This is a genomic window from Pseudoalteromonas aurantia 208, from assembly GCF_014858725.1.
Lineage (GTDB): Bacteria > Pseudomonadota > Gammaproteobacteria > Enterobacterales > Alteromonadaceae > Pseudoalteromonas > Pseudoalteromonas aurantia.
The window spans coordinates 504,276-521,777 of sequence record NZ_AQGV01000012.1; the positions used below are offsets into that span (position 1 = coordinate 504,276).

Sequence of the window (17,502 nt, forward strand, 5' to 3'; positions counted from 1 at the left end):
ATGCAACAACAAAAACCCGATTTAAGTTTTTGGCAGATTTGGAATATGTGTTTTGGATTTTTAGGGATCCAATTTGGTTTCGCACTGCAAAACGGCAATGTGAGTCGTATTTTTCAAACATTGGGCGCATCGGTTGATGAAATCCCTATTTTATGGGTTGCAGCGCCACTCACGGGATTGATCGTACAACCCATAATAGGTTATTGGAGTGATAAAACGTGGGGCAAACTGGGTCGGCGTAGACCTTTCTTTTTATATGGGGCAATACTTACTACCTTGTCTTTATTGGTAATGCCCAACTCACCAACATTGTGGATTGCAGCTGGCGTGCTTTGGATCATGGATGCATCAATTAATGTCACTATGGAACCCTTTCGCGCTCTGGTAGGTGATAATTTAAATGAGAAGCAACGTGCTTCGGGTTATTCGATGCAAAGCTTTTTCATTGGTGTGGGCGCGGTGGTAGCTTCTGCGCTGCCGTGGATGATGACGAATTGGTTTGGTGTAAGCAATACGGCACCAGCAGGACAAATACCAGAGTCAGTCAAATACGCATTTTATTTTGGTGGCGTCATTTTATTTATTGCCGTTATGTGGACCATCCTGAAAACCAGAGAATATAGCCCTACTGAGTTAGCAAGGTTTGATACGCCAGCCAAACAGCAATCAACTCAGAATTCGTCGCTAAAAGTCATTAACTTTGCTAAAGGTGCTTTAATTTTTGGGGTTATGGGTGGTGTTTTACTGTCATCGGTGGCGACGTTTGAATTAGAGAAAGAGCTGTACTTATTAGCTGGGCTATTACTGAGTTTTGCATTAGTGCAACTGATTGCGGGTGTATTACAAAACAAAAACCGGATCGCAGGTGGGTTTTATCAGGTTATTTATGATGTGTTTACAATGCCAAACACCATGCGTCAACTGGCAGTAGTGCAGTTTTTTAGTTGGTTTTCGTTATTTGCAATGTGGATTTACACCACGTCTGCGGTAACCAGTTTTCATTACGGCACAACAGATACCACCAGCCAAGCATACAATAATGGAGCTGATTGGGTCGGGGTGTTATTTGCTGCCTACAATGGTTTTGCGGCATTGGCGGCGATATGTATTCCGATGATGGTTAAACGCATTGGCTTAAAAGGTACGCATGCACTGAACTTGGTGTTGGGCGCGATTGCCTTAATCAGTTTTCTATTCATTACGGACCCGACCTTATTGTGGTTGCCTATGGTTGGGATTGGTTTTGCATGGGCCTCTATTTTGTCATTGCCTTATGCCATGTTAAGTAATTCGCTGCCGAGCCATAAAATGGGCGTATTTATGGGGATATTTAACTTTTTCATTGTCATCCCGCAATTACTTGCTGCCAGTATTTTGGGGCTTATCCTTCGACAACTTTTTGAAAATCAGCCTATTTATGCCTTGCTCATTGGCGGTGTGTCATTCTTACTGGCTGCCGTATCAGTACTGCGTATAAAAACAACAATAGCTTAGAGGAATATCATGAAACAATTTAGCAAGCGTGCGATTGCGATCGTTACCAGTGCCATGTTGGCCGGTGGATTAGTGGGTTGCCAACATGCAGACAACCAACTGACGACGCAAAATGTAGCCCCAGGTGCCCCAGGTGATACCCCTTATTGGGCATACGCAGGCAAAACCGGCATTGGTACATCCTATGAAGCGTATTTAGACGGCCAATATAGTGATAGTGCGGCGACCACAGAGGTATCAAAAGTGTGGTTTTCTATTGCACAGGGGATGATCACTGAAACCATGTTTGGGTTAATTCATCAAGCGCAGCTTAAAGATATGCAGTTTATTGTCACCGGAATTGACAGCTCAGGTACGGCGTTTACGGTGCAAGAAAGTCATGTTGATGCACTGGATGTGTCGGTAGATTATTTATATAAAGATGCACAAGGGCGGCCGTTGTCATTGGCCTACAAAATTACCAGTACCGATAAGCAAGGCCGCTTTACATTAGAAAAGCATGTATTTACAGACTCTGAAGGACAAAGCTTGTTTGTCAGAGGCATTGTAAGAACGCATTTATCTAAGTTACATGCCTATGTGTCAGCTAACCCATACATCAATAATAATGGCGTGGGAGACAGCGCAAAAGTCACTGAGCACGGGCTGGTGGCGTTTGAAGGCGAACACTATTTAACACTACAAGCTAAAAATGGATTTCGTGCAGCATCAGTGGGCTTTACTGGGCAAAGTGATAATTTAAGTGCACTGCAACAACAGCAAAAAATGGCACAAACGTACACATCGACAGGCGCTCTCAGTGGTAATATCAGTATGCTGGCAGATTTAGGGGCGGTAGAAAACACAGCGACCTTTGATTTGGTACTGAGCTTTGCTGATTCACAAACGGCCAGTGCAATACAGGCAAAACAGACGCTATCTAAAGGCTATCAAGCGGTATTAGATACATACAATGGTAAGGGTAACGCCATTGGCTGGGAAGATTATATCGCCTCACTATCACCCATAACGCGTTTGTCGAATTATAGCGCAGATAAAGGTAAGCTCTTGTATACCAGTGCTTTGGTGTTAAAAGCACAAGAAGATAAAACCCATGCAGGTGCACTGATTGCATCGCTCTCGAACCCTTGGGGCGACACCGTACCAGCCATTAAAGGCCACACTGGTTACAAAGCTGTATGGGTAAGAGACTTTTACCAAGTGGCCATGGCATTTATGGCTATGGGCGATGCAGATACGGCTAAAACGGCATTTGAATACTTAGAGAAAGTGCAAGTGAGTGCTCAAACACCGGGCAATCAAGGCGACATCGGGTGGTTTTTACAAAAAACCCATGTGGATGGCGTGCTAGAGTGGGTAGGGGTACAGTTAGATCAAACAGCAATGCCGATTATGCTGGCGTGGAAACTGCACCAAGCGAATGTACTCAGTGATGAAGAGTTACAATATTGGTATAAGAAAATGCTGAAACCAGCCGCCGAGTTTTTGGTGGAAGGAGGTAAAGCTAAAATCTTATGGAATGATACGCAAATTACGCCGCCTGCAACACAGCAAGAACGTTGGGAAGAGCAAAGTGGCTATTCACCTTCTACCACAGCAGCGATTATATCAGGCTTAGTCACTGCCTCTGACATCGCAAAACGCAGTGGTGATATGGTGGCTGCCCAGCGATATTTAGAGACGGCGCGTAAGTACGATATGCAAGTTGAGTCTTTAATGTTTACCCATGAAGGTGTGCTTGCAGAACAGGGCAATAGCCAAGCATCGGATGGACAGTACTTCTTCCGCATTGGACAAGATTCAAACCCAAGCAGCAACAGCAAGATAAACAGTAATAATGGCCGAGCTGGCATGAATAAAAAAGCCATTATTGATGGCGGATTTTTAGAATTAGTACGCTATGGTGTACGCTCAGCTGATGCCCCCAGTATTGTAGCAACACTGCCTGAATATGATGACGAGACCATGATTGATGAACTCAGAGTAAAATACAGTTTTACCTTTGAAGGCGAGTCGGGCACGTATCCAGGTTATCGTCGCTATGGTAATGATGGTTACGGCGAAGACAAAATTAGCGGTACAAATTACGCGGAAAGTGGCAAAAACACCGCTGGTCAACGCGGTCGAGTTTGGCCATTTTTCACTGGTGAGCGTGGTCACTATGATATTGCGCTAGCAGTGCAAAATAATACGTTTAATACGAAAACAGCCGATAAAATAAAGCACACTTATGTCAAAGGCATGGAGCTATTTGCCAATGAAGGCATGATGCTGCCAGAACAAGTTTGGGACAACGTAGGGGTTAATCCGCACGGTTACAAATTTGGTGAAGGCACTAACTCTGCTACGCCATTAGCGTGGACACATGCTGAATACATCAAACTGGTGCGCTCGTTAGCAGATAAACAAGTGTGGGATCACTATCCGCTGGTCAGTGAGCAGCTGAAGTAGAGATTGTGATGGCGGTATGTGTTTATACCGCCATACATTATTTTTAATCGTTTACGGTATTAAACAATACTCACCCACTATGGTGGCATTTTGGTTTGCACACGCTTTGGTAAATCTAGGTGTATATGTTTTACCACATTGATTATAGTTTACGATTGAAAATCCATCGCCACAGTAGTACTTTTCTGAGTACTCTAGTCCTCGCTGGCAATGTACTTTACCATCATTGGTCGTATTACAAGTATAAGCATATTCTTGCAAATTACGTTCAGTAATTGAATCTTTTGGTAATTCAACGTCACAACGCCATTGACCATTTGTATTGCTCATAACTGCAGGTTTGCGGCAATAATATAGGCCATTATGGGCACTATATGTATTACTGGTGCTAGCTTGCGGACAGGCTAGGCCATAAGTTTGATTCGAACCATCGGCACACTTAAAATAAGCACGTTGTGTTTTAACGCATTTGTTGCCAACCTGTTCTGTGCCAGATTGTGAATGACATCCTTGATCATTGTTAGGGTTCATGTCTTGTGTTGCTAATATAAGTTGTTTCCCACTAAGGGCAATATCTGTTTGTGGTAACATCGCTTTGTTAGCCGACCAGTCACCAATATATATTTGCGACGCACTGCCATCTGGGTTCGGCCCCGTAGCTAAACCTCGGCTCCATAGTAAGCCGATGCCGCTTGTTCCGTCAGCGTGATGAACTGCTCTGACATTGTTGTCACTGTAACCTGGATCTTGATAGTTATCGGTATAAATAGGTGATTGCCAGTTACCTAATTCACCATTAGGATTATTCAATAAAGCAATGCGTTCTCCGCCGGCAAAGCCATCTTTGTATGAGGCAATTGGCACTGCAATTTTAACACTGTTACCAGCGATTTTAATGGCGCCAGACGAATAGTTATGATCTATCTTGGGCCAACCAGATAACATTGCGCCATTACTCTCGTTAGCAAATCGGTTTGTTACTCTTTCTTCAAGCCATTGTGAGTCAGATAAAGAAAAGCGACTGGTGTATACATCTTGATCAGCAATGAATTTACTCGGGTGAGGGCCATGTGTAGTACTGCTATTGCCTGCAACAAGCAGCTCAGCGCGATCCAACTTCCCTTGATTATCGACTCTAAAATCAAGATCTTTCAGGTAAACTCGGCGGCATACGGTGGAGTAACTATTCGTTTGTTCACTACACCATGACTCGGTTGAATGGTTATTTTCTATGCTTTGATACTCTTTCACTTCAAAGCGTTTAAGTTCAGCTGTTTCATTAATTGAATCGTTTGCTGAGAGTATCAGTTCGTTATTGTGGTTGTACCACGTGTCACCATCATTGGTGTACATAAAATATAAATTTGTTCTGTTATCTGAAGGAGAGTATCGCTTTGGGTTACTGTCTCGTAGGTGCACATTAAATGCAATAGCGACTGAGCCATTGTGCTCTTTACTAACATTGTAGTGGCCTCTAGCAAAGTAATGGCTTTGTGGCGTAGAATTAGGGTAACTCTTTTTTGTTAAAGCAATTAACTCTCTGGGAGTTGTAAACTTAACGACGTCATTGCCTTGCGGTGTGATCCAAGACGTGTATGTAGCACGGATATAGTTAGGGTCGCCCGGTAACCAGTTATTATTGTTTTGCGAATTATATACACCAACATAACGAGTATGAACCATTAAAAACTTTTTCTTAGATTCAATCCACCATACTTGAGGGTAGGTGAATCCAAGATAGTTGTTTTCACGATGTTGACAAGTTTTTGTATGGCCTGTTTCGCAAAAGTCTTTTTGTTGAAATTTATCGGAATAAACGATTTTAAAGCCACCTTCTAATGGTAGACCAGAAGGGTCGTTAATTGCACGGTTACTTCTATATATTAAGCCACCTCGTACGCGGCCTCGCCCTGAAACAAACACATATAAGTGACCTTGGTCGTCTATATTAATCACCGCATTATCATGTCCATCACCCGTACCTTTTACATGGACGGTCACGGGGGCTGAGACTTTACCTGTGTTGTTATCGTATGACGCAACCATGACCGCTAGGCTAGAATAAGCGACCATGCGGCTATGTGGTTGCTGATGTTCTGGATACAGTTCGGAAGAACCATTAATGACAAAGTAAGTTTTACTCCCTTTTTCTACAGCCATAGGGGCTGATTTGACGCCTCCCGTAGTTGAAGGACCTGCAAATTTTAAGTTGGTAAAGTTAGCGTCATCCCAAGCTATCCCATACCATGACCCCGTGAATTTTCTGGTGCTTTGCCAAGTGATATTTTTGTCAAAAGGATCGATTTTTTTTCCATCAGGGTGTGTGCCTTGGTAATAATTGTATCGATCAAAGCGACCATCGATAATATTGATATTGCCATTTACGAAGTCGCGAATTGATTCATTTGCATAAACAAAAGAGTGCGAACAAAGAAATATTAAGGTGGTAAAACTCAGCTTGAAAAAATAAAGCATGGTGTTTTTCATTCAAATATCCTGTTTTCATTGTTATTTTTCAATTAATGGTACAGTTCAGTTGTATTAAAAGTAAACAGTAGTTTTGTAAGCAAGTATTTTAAAATCAGGGGGAAGCAAGCGCGCTCACTTTAATTAATATGTTGTAAATTTTAAAGGTGGATACGCCTACGCATTTGTGCTCATAATAAATTATTAGAGCAATTGTAGTGGCATTGTTGATTTGGGCACCGATTGAGCAAGAAATGTTATGTGGTTTAGCACATAAATTTGGGTAAAAAATGACGCAGTTAAAACGCGTAACCTATTCTGCGGCAATTAAATTAGAAACAACTCAGCTGGTGGTAGACCAAAGTTATATACAAGAAGAAGCGGCCAAAGAAATGGACGGTGGTAAATTAACGGTGAGCAAACGGGTTAATCAGCTTAAATAAGAACGTAGAGATCAATTCTCGACAGCAGCAACAATGACACCAGAACAAATACAAATTCGTGAGCTTAAAAAGCAAATGCAACGTATTGAGTTAGAAAGGGCATACTAAAAAAGGCTACAGTCGCTTTTTTAGTATCGATTTTTCTCGCTCTAAGCGATTGATTCAGGCTTCAAGCTCATGAATCTTTTGTTGCTCTGGGGTCACTGCTTTGGATTTAGGTATTTCACTGTTTCGTTCAATCTCAAGCTGTTGTACCCAGCACCTTCAAGTTTGAATTCTTTACTAAATGTTCGACGCTTTCTTGCCATTGGACACCTCTAAATATTCGGATTTATGGAGCCACAATAAACAAATTGAAATTAACAAGTAGTCGCTAATGTAGTCGTTAAGTGATCAGACTTAAAAATGAGTGATGTTGTAAATTCATAGGTTTGGGAAAAGTAAGCGGTACACCTAAATTGATGTAGAAACAGTATTTAATGCTAACAAAAACAGCTATGCATGGGGGCCAACTATTTAGTCCTCTCAATATGACCAGTTCTTATTTCTTACTAAAAAACATTAAATCAAACTTTTTTATTATCGTCATAGCACTATAACTGACTTATCAGTTATGACTTTTCCCATATTTAAAGGAGATAAAGGGATATGATGAATACGTTACATAAAGGTGCGCAAAGCTTTATGTCTTTGGCTGTTTTAGCTGCACTAAGTTACTCCCAAATTTCACAGGCTACAGCTGAAGTTAGCCAAGTGGAAGTGCGCGCATGTGCTGCTTTACAATTTGCTGATTTTTCCAAATTAGAAGGCGGTGAAGCGGCGGCAAATGTGATTAAGTCGCGGTTTGTACAAAGCTATACGATGAGTGATGAAGCCGCGAATTGGGCGTATAAATATAGCCGCTTAATGGGTGCGCCAGTCGACAGAGCTGCAAAAGACCTACCCAACCATTGTTTAGTTGAGGGCTATGTAACGCCCACAATTCGTTTTCAGTTGAGACTTCCTGCGAGGGCGCTGTGGAACCAAAAATATTTGCTCAACGCATGTATGGGGTTTTGTGGCGAGGTAAGCCCTTATCCGAGTATGGCTGGTATCATCAGAAAGTATGCGACGATGAGTCATGATGGTGGTCATACTGCTTATGGGTTTGATGGCAAATGGGCAAGGAACAATGAACAGTTAAAAATTGACTTTGCGTATCGCGCCAATCATGTTGTGGCCGTGGTTGCTAAAGAGATTATGGAAAAGTATTACCATAGCAAGCCGCAATATTCGTTTATTACAGGGTGCTCAAAAGGTGGCCATGCGGGGGTGATGGCGGCTAAACGTTATCCAAACGACTTTGATGGTGTGATTGCCCGAGGGCCAACAATTAACTATACCGACGTAAACTTAGTGAATTGTATGGATAACGCCAAAGCCATTTTAGATCACAATGACCAACCCATTTTAAACCTTGATGATGTGGCGATGATCTCAAAGGCGGTGATGAGTGAATGTGATGGTGATGATGGCATTATAGATGGTGTTATTGGTGATCCGCGTATTTGCTCGTTTAAACCTGCTACATTGCAGTGTGAGGCTGGTAAGGTAAAGAACTGTTTATTGGAAGATAAAGTCGCAGCCGTTAATGCCTTATATGCACCTTCTTTAAATAGTCAGGGTGAAGAAGTTTTTGGAGGGCTACCTTATGGTTCTGAGCCTGAGTGGCTAGGGTGGGCTGCGCCTCAAATACCGCAATTGAAACCATTTTACTACTACGCTGCGACTGAATATTTAAAATACATCGCTTACCCGAAAGCGCTTGATATTGACTATGACTGGCGAGATTTCTCGTATGAAGATGAACGGCAAAACTTAGCTGAGGTGAGTCAATTTATGAACGCGGATGACCCCGATTTGCGAGCGTTTAAACAAACCGGCGGGAAAATGCTGATCTTACATGGTTGGTCTGATGCCGCAGTACCTGCTTACGCGACCATTGATTGGTACGAAACAGTCGATGAGTTTATGTCACAGAATCAACTGAGCGTCAGAGATTTTGCGCGGTTATTCTTATTACCAGGGGTTGTACATTGCGGAATTGAAGGGCCGGGCCCCAGTACTTATGATGCGTTAATGGCATTAGAAAACTGGGTTGTTGGGGGAGTAGCGCCTGACAGTTTACTCACAAAAAAGGAAGATAAAAGTGGTAAGGTTGTCCGTACTCGGCCTGTTTTTCCTTATCCACTGTCCGTAAAATATGATGGGAAAGGGAATACCAATAAAGCCAGCAGCTTTTATGCGAGCGAAGATTAACCTACTCGTTTTTAAACAAAATAAATTCAATTTCAAAGCAGATTCAAAGCGCTAATGGTCAAATGTTAGCGCTTTGTGTGAGACGATGCTCTAACTACCAGTGATGGTGGGAGTAATGTTGATTCGACCGCTTCACCTTTTATCAACGAGAGTAAATTACAGACTAGCATCTGACCAGCGAGTGTGGTGTTTTGTTGTACAGTGGTAAGTGAAGGCGAGACATAACTGGCAGCAGGAATATCATCAAAGCCGACAACATGCACATCTTCGGGCACACTAATACCGGCTTCTAGTAGTGCGCGTATTGCCCCGATAGCAATCAAATCACTGGCTGCGAATAATGAGTCGAAGGAAATATTATTGGCAATTAAAGAATTGGTTGCATGATACCCAGACTCTTCAGTAGAAATGGCGTTAGCGATTTTTCGGTCGTTCAGGGTGACCCCATACGTATCAAATTGATCTTTAAATCCTTTGTAACGAGAGAAAAATTCAGGGCTGTGATTGGACGCATCACCAATAAACGCACAATCGGTCCGATTTAACGCATAGAGATGTTGCGCGGCAAGTTGCCCGCCACCATAGTTGTCACAGCTGACGGTAAGGTCTGGGTGATTATCAACGGTTGCACCCCAACAGACGAATTTAGTATCTTGATCAAGGAGTTGCTGTAGTCTAGATTGATAATCTAAATAATCACCGTATCCCAGTAGAATGATCCCATCAGCGCGATGGCTATCTTCATAGTCGGCGCGCCAGTCAGAGCTACTTGATTGAAAAGAGACGAGGAGGTCATAGCCCTCTTTGGCACATGCTCGGGTGATACTGCCCAGCATACTAAGAAAAAAAGGATTAATTTGAGATTCATCAGTCGTCGGGTCTTCAAAGAGTAGCAGCGCCAATGTACTACTTTGTTGTGTCCGTAAGTTACTGGCATTCTTATCTACTTTATAATTGAGTTGATTGGCAATGTCGTGCACTCGTTGCCGGGTTTCTTCATTCACTAACGGACTATTTCTGAGAGCGCGCGAAACCGTTGATTGTGATACCCCTGCATAATGGGCAATATCGAATGATGTGGCTTTACCTTTATTTTTCATATGGCTCTCAAATCAATGTAACCTGAACATTGTCAGGGTTTACATAAATATTTCAACCAATTTCGTTATTCTACTAAATTTTTATTGATGAAATGTGACACCGGTGTCATAATGAGGGCGTTTTATCATTTTGTTGTCAAAACGTATTCGCTGTCCATTTTATGTGGGCAGCATTTTTTTACGTCAGTTAACGTGCAAAATTAACTGATTGACGAATGGAATAAAGTGCAGGGGAGTGATAGCTCTATGCATAATAACAAAGCGTGATAAGCGCAATGACAAAAGAGAAAACAGCATGAGCCAGACAACACACATTCAGGTGAATAAGTTTGACCCTATCATCGTTGCTGATATTGGGGGAACAAACGCGCGTTTTGCCGTTATCACACAGTACAACTGCGATACTTACCAATTTACGATTTCTCATCAGGCCACTTTTCCAAGTGCACAGTTTCAATCGTTTGAGGCTGCGTTAGATTGCTATTTAGCGCAATTAAGCATTGAAACCCCCAAACGAGCATGTTTAGCTGTTGCAGGCCCTATCAAAGCAAATCAAGTCTATTTGACCAATTTAGGTTGGCATTTTAATAGCCAAGAGCTCAAAGATACCATGCGCTTTGACGAACTGTCTGTTATTAATGATTTTGCGGCATTTGCTTATGCAGCCCCCTATTTAGATCCAAATAAAAATATCACCATAAAGTCGGGTCAAGCTGAACAAACTGCGAATATAGCCGTTATGGGTCCGGGGACCGGCTTTGGTGCTGCCTGTTTGGTGAGAGATATTAATGGGTGTGCTGTTATGAGCTGTGAAGCTGGGCATATTTCGCTGGCACCGGTGACGGATTTAGATAGAGCATTGGTCAATGAAATGCGCTCAGAGTTGCAGCATATCTCCATTGAGGATGTCTTTTCTGGCCGCGGCTTAGCGCGTCTATATCGAACAATGGCAAAGGTTAAAGGCATAACACCTTTAAACTTAACCGCAGCGCAAGTCAGTGACAAAGCGTCAGAGTGCGAAGTGTGCGATGCAACCTTGAATCACTTTTGTGATTGGATAGGCAGTGTGGCAGGTGACTTAGCTTTGACGTTTGGTGCATTGGGGGGCGTGTTCATAGGGGGAGGGATTTTACCTAGAATGTCAGATCGCTTATTATCAAGTCGGTTTGTAGAACGATTTACTGAAAAAGGGTTAATGTCGCAGTATGCCGGGCAAATACCGGTGACATTGGTTGTACAAGACAATATACCACTCATAGGTGCAGCAGCATGCATTCATGAGCGTAGCCAAGGTTAGGGTTTGGACTGAATGAAAAAAGTTACCATTAATAGTGTTGCTACGTACGCAGGAGTATCAAAGAAAACGGTTTCTCGTGTGCTAAATAATGAACCAAATGTAAGCCCTGCAACGCGAGAAAAAGTCCTTAAGGTATTTAAGGAGCTGGATTATACACCGAACCCTATCGCAAGGGGATTGGCCCGTAATCGTAGCTTTATTATTGGTTGCTTATACGATAACCCGAGTAAGAGTTATATTACCCGGGTGCAAAGTGGTGCATTGGAAGCGTGCCACAAACATAATTATAATTTGTTGATACACCCTTGTGAGCTACGCGGGGGTGCGCTCATCGCAAATATTGAAAATCTACTGACTACATCACGACTTGATGGTTTAGTATTAACCCCGCCTTTTTCAGACTCAGTTGAATTGATTGAATTTCTAAAACGTAAGAATGTGAATTATGCACGTGTCGCGTCTGCAATTGAAGACGATGAGTCAATATCGGTACGCAGTAATGATGAACAAGGTGCGTTTGAAATTACAGAACACTTAATAGAATTAGGTCATTCTAATATTGCCTTTATAAAAGGACACCCAGATCATAGTGCGACCGAACAGCGCTTTTCAGGTTATCAACGCGCGCTTTCAACCCATAACATTGCATTCAACAATGCATTGGTGGCAGAAGGTAATTTTAGTTATCACTCTGGTGCTGATAGTGCAAAGGCTATATTAGATATAACACCTCGCCCGAGTGCGGTGTTTGCCTCCAACGATTATATGGCGGCTGCGGTACTTAAGTTGGCTACACAGCGCCATCTTAAAGTGCCAGAGGATATTTCTATCGCAGGTTTTGATAATGCCCCTATTGCACGCCATATTTGGCCGGGTTTAACAACCATTGCTCAACCCGTGGAAGAAATGACGCGTCAGGCGGTTGAGCTCTTAATCAACCAAATAGGTGGCGCAGACGTTGGCGTATTGCAAACAACACTTGAAGCAAAGCTGATCACGAGAGAATCAACGGCAAAGCCGTAACGCTTTTTCAAAATTGCTTTCTTATCGGCTCGAAGGTAATTTCGGGCCTTTCTTATGTCTTAGATCAAAGACTGATCCTGCTCTTTACGTAATATTAATTCAGTAGCCAGTGGATAATAACTGGTATGAACTCAACGTAAGAATAGGAAATCAATATGAATATAGAGCGTCATAGTCTGGCTAAAGAGTTGCCAGAGTTCAAAGATAAAATTCACCATTTGAAAATGAATGATCGTCACTTTTCACGTTTATTTGATGATTATCATGAAATTGACCATGCGGTTATTCGTATTGAAGATGGGGTTGAAAATACCTCAGATGCCTATCTCGAATCGTTAAAAAAACAGCGCTTGCAACTTAAAGATCAGCTATATCATATTTTGCGAAATAGCTAGCAGGGCTGCACAGAACTGAATCGGGGCGTCTTACATTGAAGCCTCGATAACCTATGTTCCAGCAGGTTAGCAATAATAAACTATACTCAAAGCATATTTGTTGCATAGGTATGCTTAGGTGAATTTACTTGCATTATTTCTAGTATTATTTGGTGCGTTAGGCCTGTGTTTTTCATTAAAGTCAGCAGTAAAAATTTGTCAGATTTCATCTCGGATAGGATGGCGAGTATTATTAGGTCTGATCTTATTTTTTATTCTTGGTTATATCATTTTTTCTGCTTATCTGTTGCAGCAAAGCCAAGCGAATATGCTTGATGTTGGCATTTCATTTATTTTGTTCTTCGGGGCTGTCTTTGTCATTATTATTAATGGTATGTCGCAAGAGAGTTTACAAGAGCTGGCTCACATAATAGAAAAAGAACGTTTTAACGCTCATCATGACTATCTAACGCGTCTAGAGAATCGACAAAGGTGCATGGTAAAAATAGCCGATCTGCAAAGTGCAGATATGGATTTTGCATTGATGCTCATAGATTTAAATAACTTCAAACAAATGAATGATGCAATTGGCCATGCGTTCGGTGATAAAGTCCTGATAGGGCTGGCTGAACGTTTTACTCGTGCACTATTGCCACATAATTCTATTTATAGAATGGGAGGAGATGAGTTTGTAATTGTGATTCAAGGGCGTCAAGAAACAAATATTTATGCGCAAAATAACGCCTTATTGAGCGAACTGCATGCACCATTAATTGTAGACGAGCTCAGTGTGGATATTCACTATAGTGCAGGCACAAGTGCCTATGACAGGCAGCAGCCCAAAGATGCTGTTACCTTACTTAAGCAAGCTGATATCGCCATGTATAGCGCAAAACGCACAAAACAAAGTTTAGTCATTTTTGATGCGCACTTTCACAAAGACTCTGATGATGAGTTTCATTTAATTAGCCGTTTAAAAACAGCGTTAAATGGGGGGGAGTTGACGGTTTACTATCAGCCAATTGTTTCAGCAAAATCAGGTGAAATTCATGGAGTAGAAGCGTTACTAAGGTGGCCGCAACAAGATGGCTCTGTGATAATGCCAGAAAGTTTTATTGCTATTGCTGAAAATAATAACATGATCCGACAAGTCAGTTTATTTGTGATCAGCCATGTTTTTCAAGATTTACCACAATTGCTGCAAGCGGAGCCTAATCTAATTGTACATGTCAACTTATCGAGTCAAGATTTCATAGGCAAAGATCTGGTGAATTTACTCGCAGCTCAGGTTAATCATTCTCAAAAAAGTGCACAGCATATTATGTTTGAGCTAACTGAAAGCATGATGATGACTGATTTGGATCAGGCTAATGAGCTAGTCGAAATTCTGATTGAAATGGGTTTTTCAGTGAGTATTGATGATTTTGGTACTGGGTTTTCCTCCTTCTCGCTGTTGAAAGAGTTGTCAATCGCGCAAATAAAAATTGACCGTGCATTTATTGATGATTGCATTAACAATGAAAAAGACAAAGTGATTGTGGAAACGGCAGTATTCTTAGCGAAGCGTTTGGGCTGCAGTGTGGTGGCTGAAGGGGTCGATAGTGATAGCGTGATTGATTATTTAATTACGTTAGAGTGTGATTACTTTCAGGGGTTTAAAATTAGCGAAGCGTTGCCCTTAGCTGCGTGTATCAAATGGATTGAGTCATCAGGTATGGTGAAATCTGCGCTACGTAAGTATTAGGGGTTGTTGATCTTTGCTGTTCTATTTTTGTTCTCTTTGAGCATGCTTTTATCGCGGCGCTTAATATGTGGCCTAGTAATCTAAGCGAATATTAAGCAACAAAGAGAAAGGGGTGCTCAAAAGAACCGGTAGGCAGCGCTTGATTGGCTTTTCTACTATGTTATTGGCAGACTCACATGGAAGAACCATGCTACGCAGCCTCTGCCTTGTATAAAATCCAATCAAACTGCTGCAAAAGTGAACCTGAAAGATCAACAGCCCCTAAAATGAACAGTTTTATGATGTGGCTCGGTCTATTGAGTAAGCGTTATTAAATCTGGGTTTAGTCCAATGTGCAGTTCTGTAAAACCAAGTCGTCGAACACAGTCAAAGAGCAATACCGATATTACTGAGATGAACACATCGCAGCGAGCACGCTTTACGATAGTGGCAAACATTGCGGCAGAGCGTCGAGCTAAGTTGCATAAATACCATCCAATTAAGAAACAGCCAAATAATCTCTCTTGGTGGCATTGGTTGATGTCACTTTTATCAAAATAGTGGCCTTGCCTTTGGTGATTCAAAACCATACATTGCAGAGTAATTCGGTATATTGTTTTCCCAAATTGGCGTATCTTTACCAATATATTCTCTGATAGCATCGAAAAAAAGCCGAGTCCTAACAGGCAGATCCCGATGTGGATAGACCGCGTACATCGCACTGTAATCCATGAGTTTAACATCGGTTAAAAAGGGCACGAGCTCACCGCGTTTAACTTCTTGATCAACTAAAAATGCAGGAACCACGCAAAATGCGGTGTCAGAAAGCACTTTTAACAGAATGAGATCTCCATCATTTGAACGAAACACGCTCTTAATTGGCATTTCCTTCGCATTGTCATCTACGTCAAAGTAACTAACACCAGTAAAGCGTAGGCCTTCACTTGCATATGTTGCCGCAGGTAACTCGGTAAGTTCATCGATGTGCTTAGGAGTACCATATGTTGCGAGAAATTGGGGGGTTGCGAGCATGACGAGTCGGTTTCGCGCTATTTTTCTGGCGATGAGCGAAGAATCTTTGGGCTCACCGACTCGAAATGCAAGGTCAAAACCTTCTCCAACAATATCAACGAGTCGGTCTTCTAAGCGCAACTCAACTTCAACTTGTGGGAAGCGTTTTTGAAATTCATTGATCACGGGCTGCACATACCGTCGACCAACGATAGTTGAGCTGGTTATGCGCAGTAAACCTTTAGGCTCTGTATGATAATTTTCGGCAAGTAACTGGGTTTCACTCAGAAGCTTTCTCAATTCTTGTGCTTTTTTTACCATTTCAGCGCCGGCTGCGGTTAACGAAAAAGAACGCGTGGTTCTATTGAGCAAGCGGACGCTCAGCTCATCTTCTAATCGACCAATTTGTTTTGATATCACGGAGCGATCTATATTTCGTATCTGCGCCGCCTTGGCAAATGAACCTCGTTCTACGACGTCTAAAAACATGAGTAATCGTGTGCCGATATCCATTATCTTCTCTTTGTAATGACTATTGGTGTTATTTTGGCACTAAAGAGTTTAAAAATCGATGCTTTTTTGTCTTTTATATGACCGTTACACTGTGCCGTATTATGATTTGGAGGTCTAAAGATGAAAAAACCACTACTTGTACTATCAATTCTTGCCGGTTTGGCATATCTATCAGGTTGTACGGAAACGCATGCAGAAACTAAAGCACCTGCAACACAAATGTTTAAGCAGCCGATTGATATTGCACAAGTACAAAGTTACCCCGTGCAATCTTGGTTTACGTATACCAGCCGACTAGAGGCGGTTGAATCGGTAAGCTTGCGACCTCGGGTTTCTGGGGTTGTTGACTCGGTTAATTTTCGAGAAGGGCAGAAGGTCAGCGCGGGAGACACGCTATTCACTTTAGACCAAAGACCTTTCAAAACAAAAGTTGCAGAACTGACTGCGCAGTTAGCCAGTGCAAATGCGGTATTACAACAGGCAAAAAATGAGTCTAAACGTGCGGAGCGGCTGTCTAAGAGCAACTCAATCGCACAAGAAGAACTTGAAAGTCGTCGTTCTGTTTTAGCGCAACGTCAAGCGGATGTGTTTGCGACACAAGCAAAGTTAGATGCTGCACAGCTAGACTTAACATTTACACAGGTTATAGCGCCGATAGATGGGGTGGTTTCTCGCGCAGAGATCACAACAGGAAATACAGTACAGGCGGGGCAAAGTGAATTGACTCACATTGTATCTGATTCTCACTTATATGCGTATTTTGATATCAATGAGCGGACTTGGCAAAATGCTTTCGCAACCTTAAAAGGTGATAAACAAACGCCCGTATTAATGCAGCTAACGGCCCAGCAAAGTTTTGCTCACCAAGGTGTGATTGATTTTGTTGATAATCGGATCAACGAGCAAACAGGTACATTAAGAGTACGCGCCATTTTTGATGCTGAGTCACATTTAAAACCGGGAGCATTTGCACGTATTCGTCTCGCAACAAGTGATATTAAAGAACAAGTATTGGTGCCCGAAAAGTCAATTGGTACTGATCTGAAAAACCGATTTGTACTGGTAACCGATGAAAACGATGTTTTGCAATATCGCTTAGTGACGCTAGGTGAAAGATACGGAACATTGCGTGCCATTATTTCGGGCTTACAAGTGGGTGATAAAATTGCAGTCAATGGGCCTGCGCGAGTTGGGCCGGGCATGCCAATCTCTCCAAAGATAGTAGAAATTAGCACAAAAGATCAATTACTCGTATTAGGTAATACCCAGCGCGTGTTGCCAGCGTTAACAATGCAGCGAGGAGAGTAGT

12 protein-coding genes and 1 pseudogene are annotated in these 17,502 nt (G+C 42.2%); 10 read left to right on the top strand and 3 right to left on the bottom strand.

Going from position 1 to position 17,502, the window contains the following annotated elements:
• Both PAUR_RS06380 and PAUR_RS06385 read left to right on the top strand, forming a co-directional pair.
• Positions 1-1,494 (top strand): MFS transporter, encoded by a 1,494-nt coding sequence (locus PAUR_RS06380; protein WP_192506960.1) that lies wholly within the window; start codon positions 1-3, stop codon positions 1,492-1,494.
• 9 nt (positions 1,495-1,503) lie between these two features.
• Complete coding sequence (locus PAUR_RS06385; RefSeq protein WP_192506961.1) at positions 1,504-3,945, top strand: glycoside hydrolase family 15 protein; 2,442 nt, start codon at positions 1,504-1,506, stop codon at positions 3,943-3,945.
• 51 nt (positions 3,946-3,996) lie between these two features.
• On the opposite strand, the gene PAUR_RS06390 is transcribed toward PAUR_RS06385, so the two are convergent.
• Positions 3,997-6,432 carry a hypothetical protein gene (locus PAUR_RS06390; RefSeq protein WP_192506962.1) on the bottom strand — a complete coding sequence of 812 codons (2,436 nt, stop codon included), beginning with the start codon at positions 6,430-6,432 and terminating at the stop codon, positions 3,997-3,999.
• A 269-nt stretch (positions 6,433-6,701) separates the two neighbouring features.
• Between PAUR_RS06390 and PAUR_RS23550 the strand changes: the two are divergent.
• Positions 6,702-6,975, top strand: a pseudogene (locus PAUR_RS23550) (transposase); the annotation flags it as partial.
• Positions 6,976-7,502: 527 nt separating this feature from the next.
• On the top strand, positions 7,503-9,152 hold the full coding sequence (locus tag PAUR_RS06400; protein WP_225738299.1) for a tannase/feruloyl esterase family alpha/beta hydrolase: 1,650 nt from the start codon (positions 7,503-7,505) through the stop codon (positions 9,150-9,152).
• Positions 9,153-9,217: 65 nt separating this feature from the next.
• On the opposite strand, the gene PAUR_RS06405 is transcribed toward PAUR_RS06400, so the two are convergent.
• A complete protein-coding gene (locus PAUR_RS06405; protein ID WP_192506964.1) occupies positions 9,218-10,252 on the bottom strand; it encodes a LacI family DNA-binding transcriptional regulator in 1,035 nt (344 codons plus the stop codon).
• Between the two features lie 295 nt (positions 10,253-10,547).
• Between PAUR_RS06405 and glk the strand changes: the two genes are divergently transcribed.
• The 5 genes from glk to PAUR_RS06430 all read left to right on the top strand — a co-directional run bounded on the left by glk (position 10,548) and on the right by PAUR_RS06430 (position 15,230).
• Positions 10,548-11,549 (top strand): glucokinase, encoded by a 1,002-nt coding sequence (glk, locus tag PAUR_RS06410; RefSeq protein WP_192506965.1) that lies wholly within the window; start codon positions 10,548-10,550, stop codon positions 11,547-11,549.
• 12 nt (positions 11,550-11,561) lie between these two features.
• Positions 11,562-12,572 (top strand): LacI family DNA-binding transcriptional regulator, encoded by a 1,011-nt coding sequence (locus PAUR_RS06415; RefSeq protein ID WP_192506966.1) that lies wholly within the window; start codon positions 11,562-11,564, stop codon positions 12,570-12,572.
• Positions 12,573-12,727: 155 nt separating this feature from the next.
• Positions 12,728-12,967 carry a YdcH family protein gene (locus PAUR_RS06420; RefSeq protein WP_192506967.1) on the top strand — a complete coding sequence of 80 codons (240 nt, stop codon included), beginning with the start codon at positions 12,728-12,730 and terminating at the stop codon, positions 12,965-12,967.
• Between the two features lie 118 nt (positions 12,968-13,085).
• Entirely contained in the window at positions 13,086-14,690 is a 1,605-nt protein-coding gene (locus PAUR_RS06425) for a putative bifunctional diguanylate cyclase/phosphodiesterase (protein ID WP_192506968.1), read from the top strand.
• Positions 14,691-15,020: 330 nt separating this feature from the next.
• Positions 15,021-15,230: a hypothetical protein gene (locus PAUR_RS06430; protein WP_192506969.1), complete on the top strand. Its 210-nt coding sequence runs from the start codon at positions 15,021-15,023 to the stop codon at positions 15,228-15,230.
• On the opposite strand, the gene PAUR_RS06435 is transcribed toward PAUR_RS06430, so the two are convergent.
• Positions 15,222-16,193, bottom strand: coding sequence for a LysR family transcriptional regulator (locus PAUR_RS06435; RefSeq protein WP_192506970.1), 972 nt, complete (start codon positions 16,191-16,193; stop codon positions 15,222-15,224). The two genes, PAUR_RS06430 and PAUR_RS06435, sit on opposite strands and share 9 nt — an antisense overlap.
• Before the next feature lie 120 nt (positions 16,194-16,313).
• Between PAUR_RS06435 and PAUR_RS06440 the strand changes: the two genes are divergently transcribed.
• Positions 16,314-17,501, top strand: a complete 1,188-nt coding sequence (locus tag PAUR_RS06440) for an efflux RND transporter periplasmic adaptor subunit (protein ID WP_192506971.1) — start codon at positions 16,314-16,316, stop codon at positions 17,499-17,501.
• The last annotated feature ends 1 nt before the right edge of the window (position 17,502 follow it).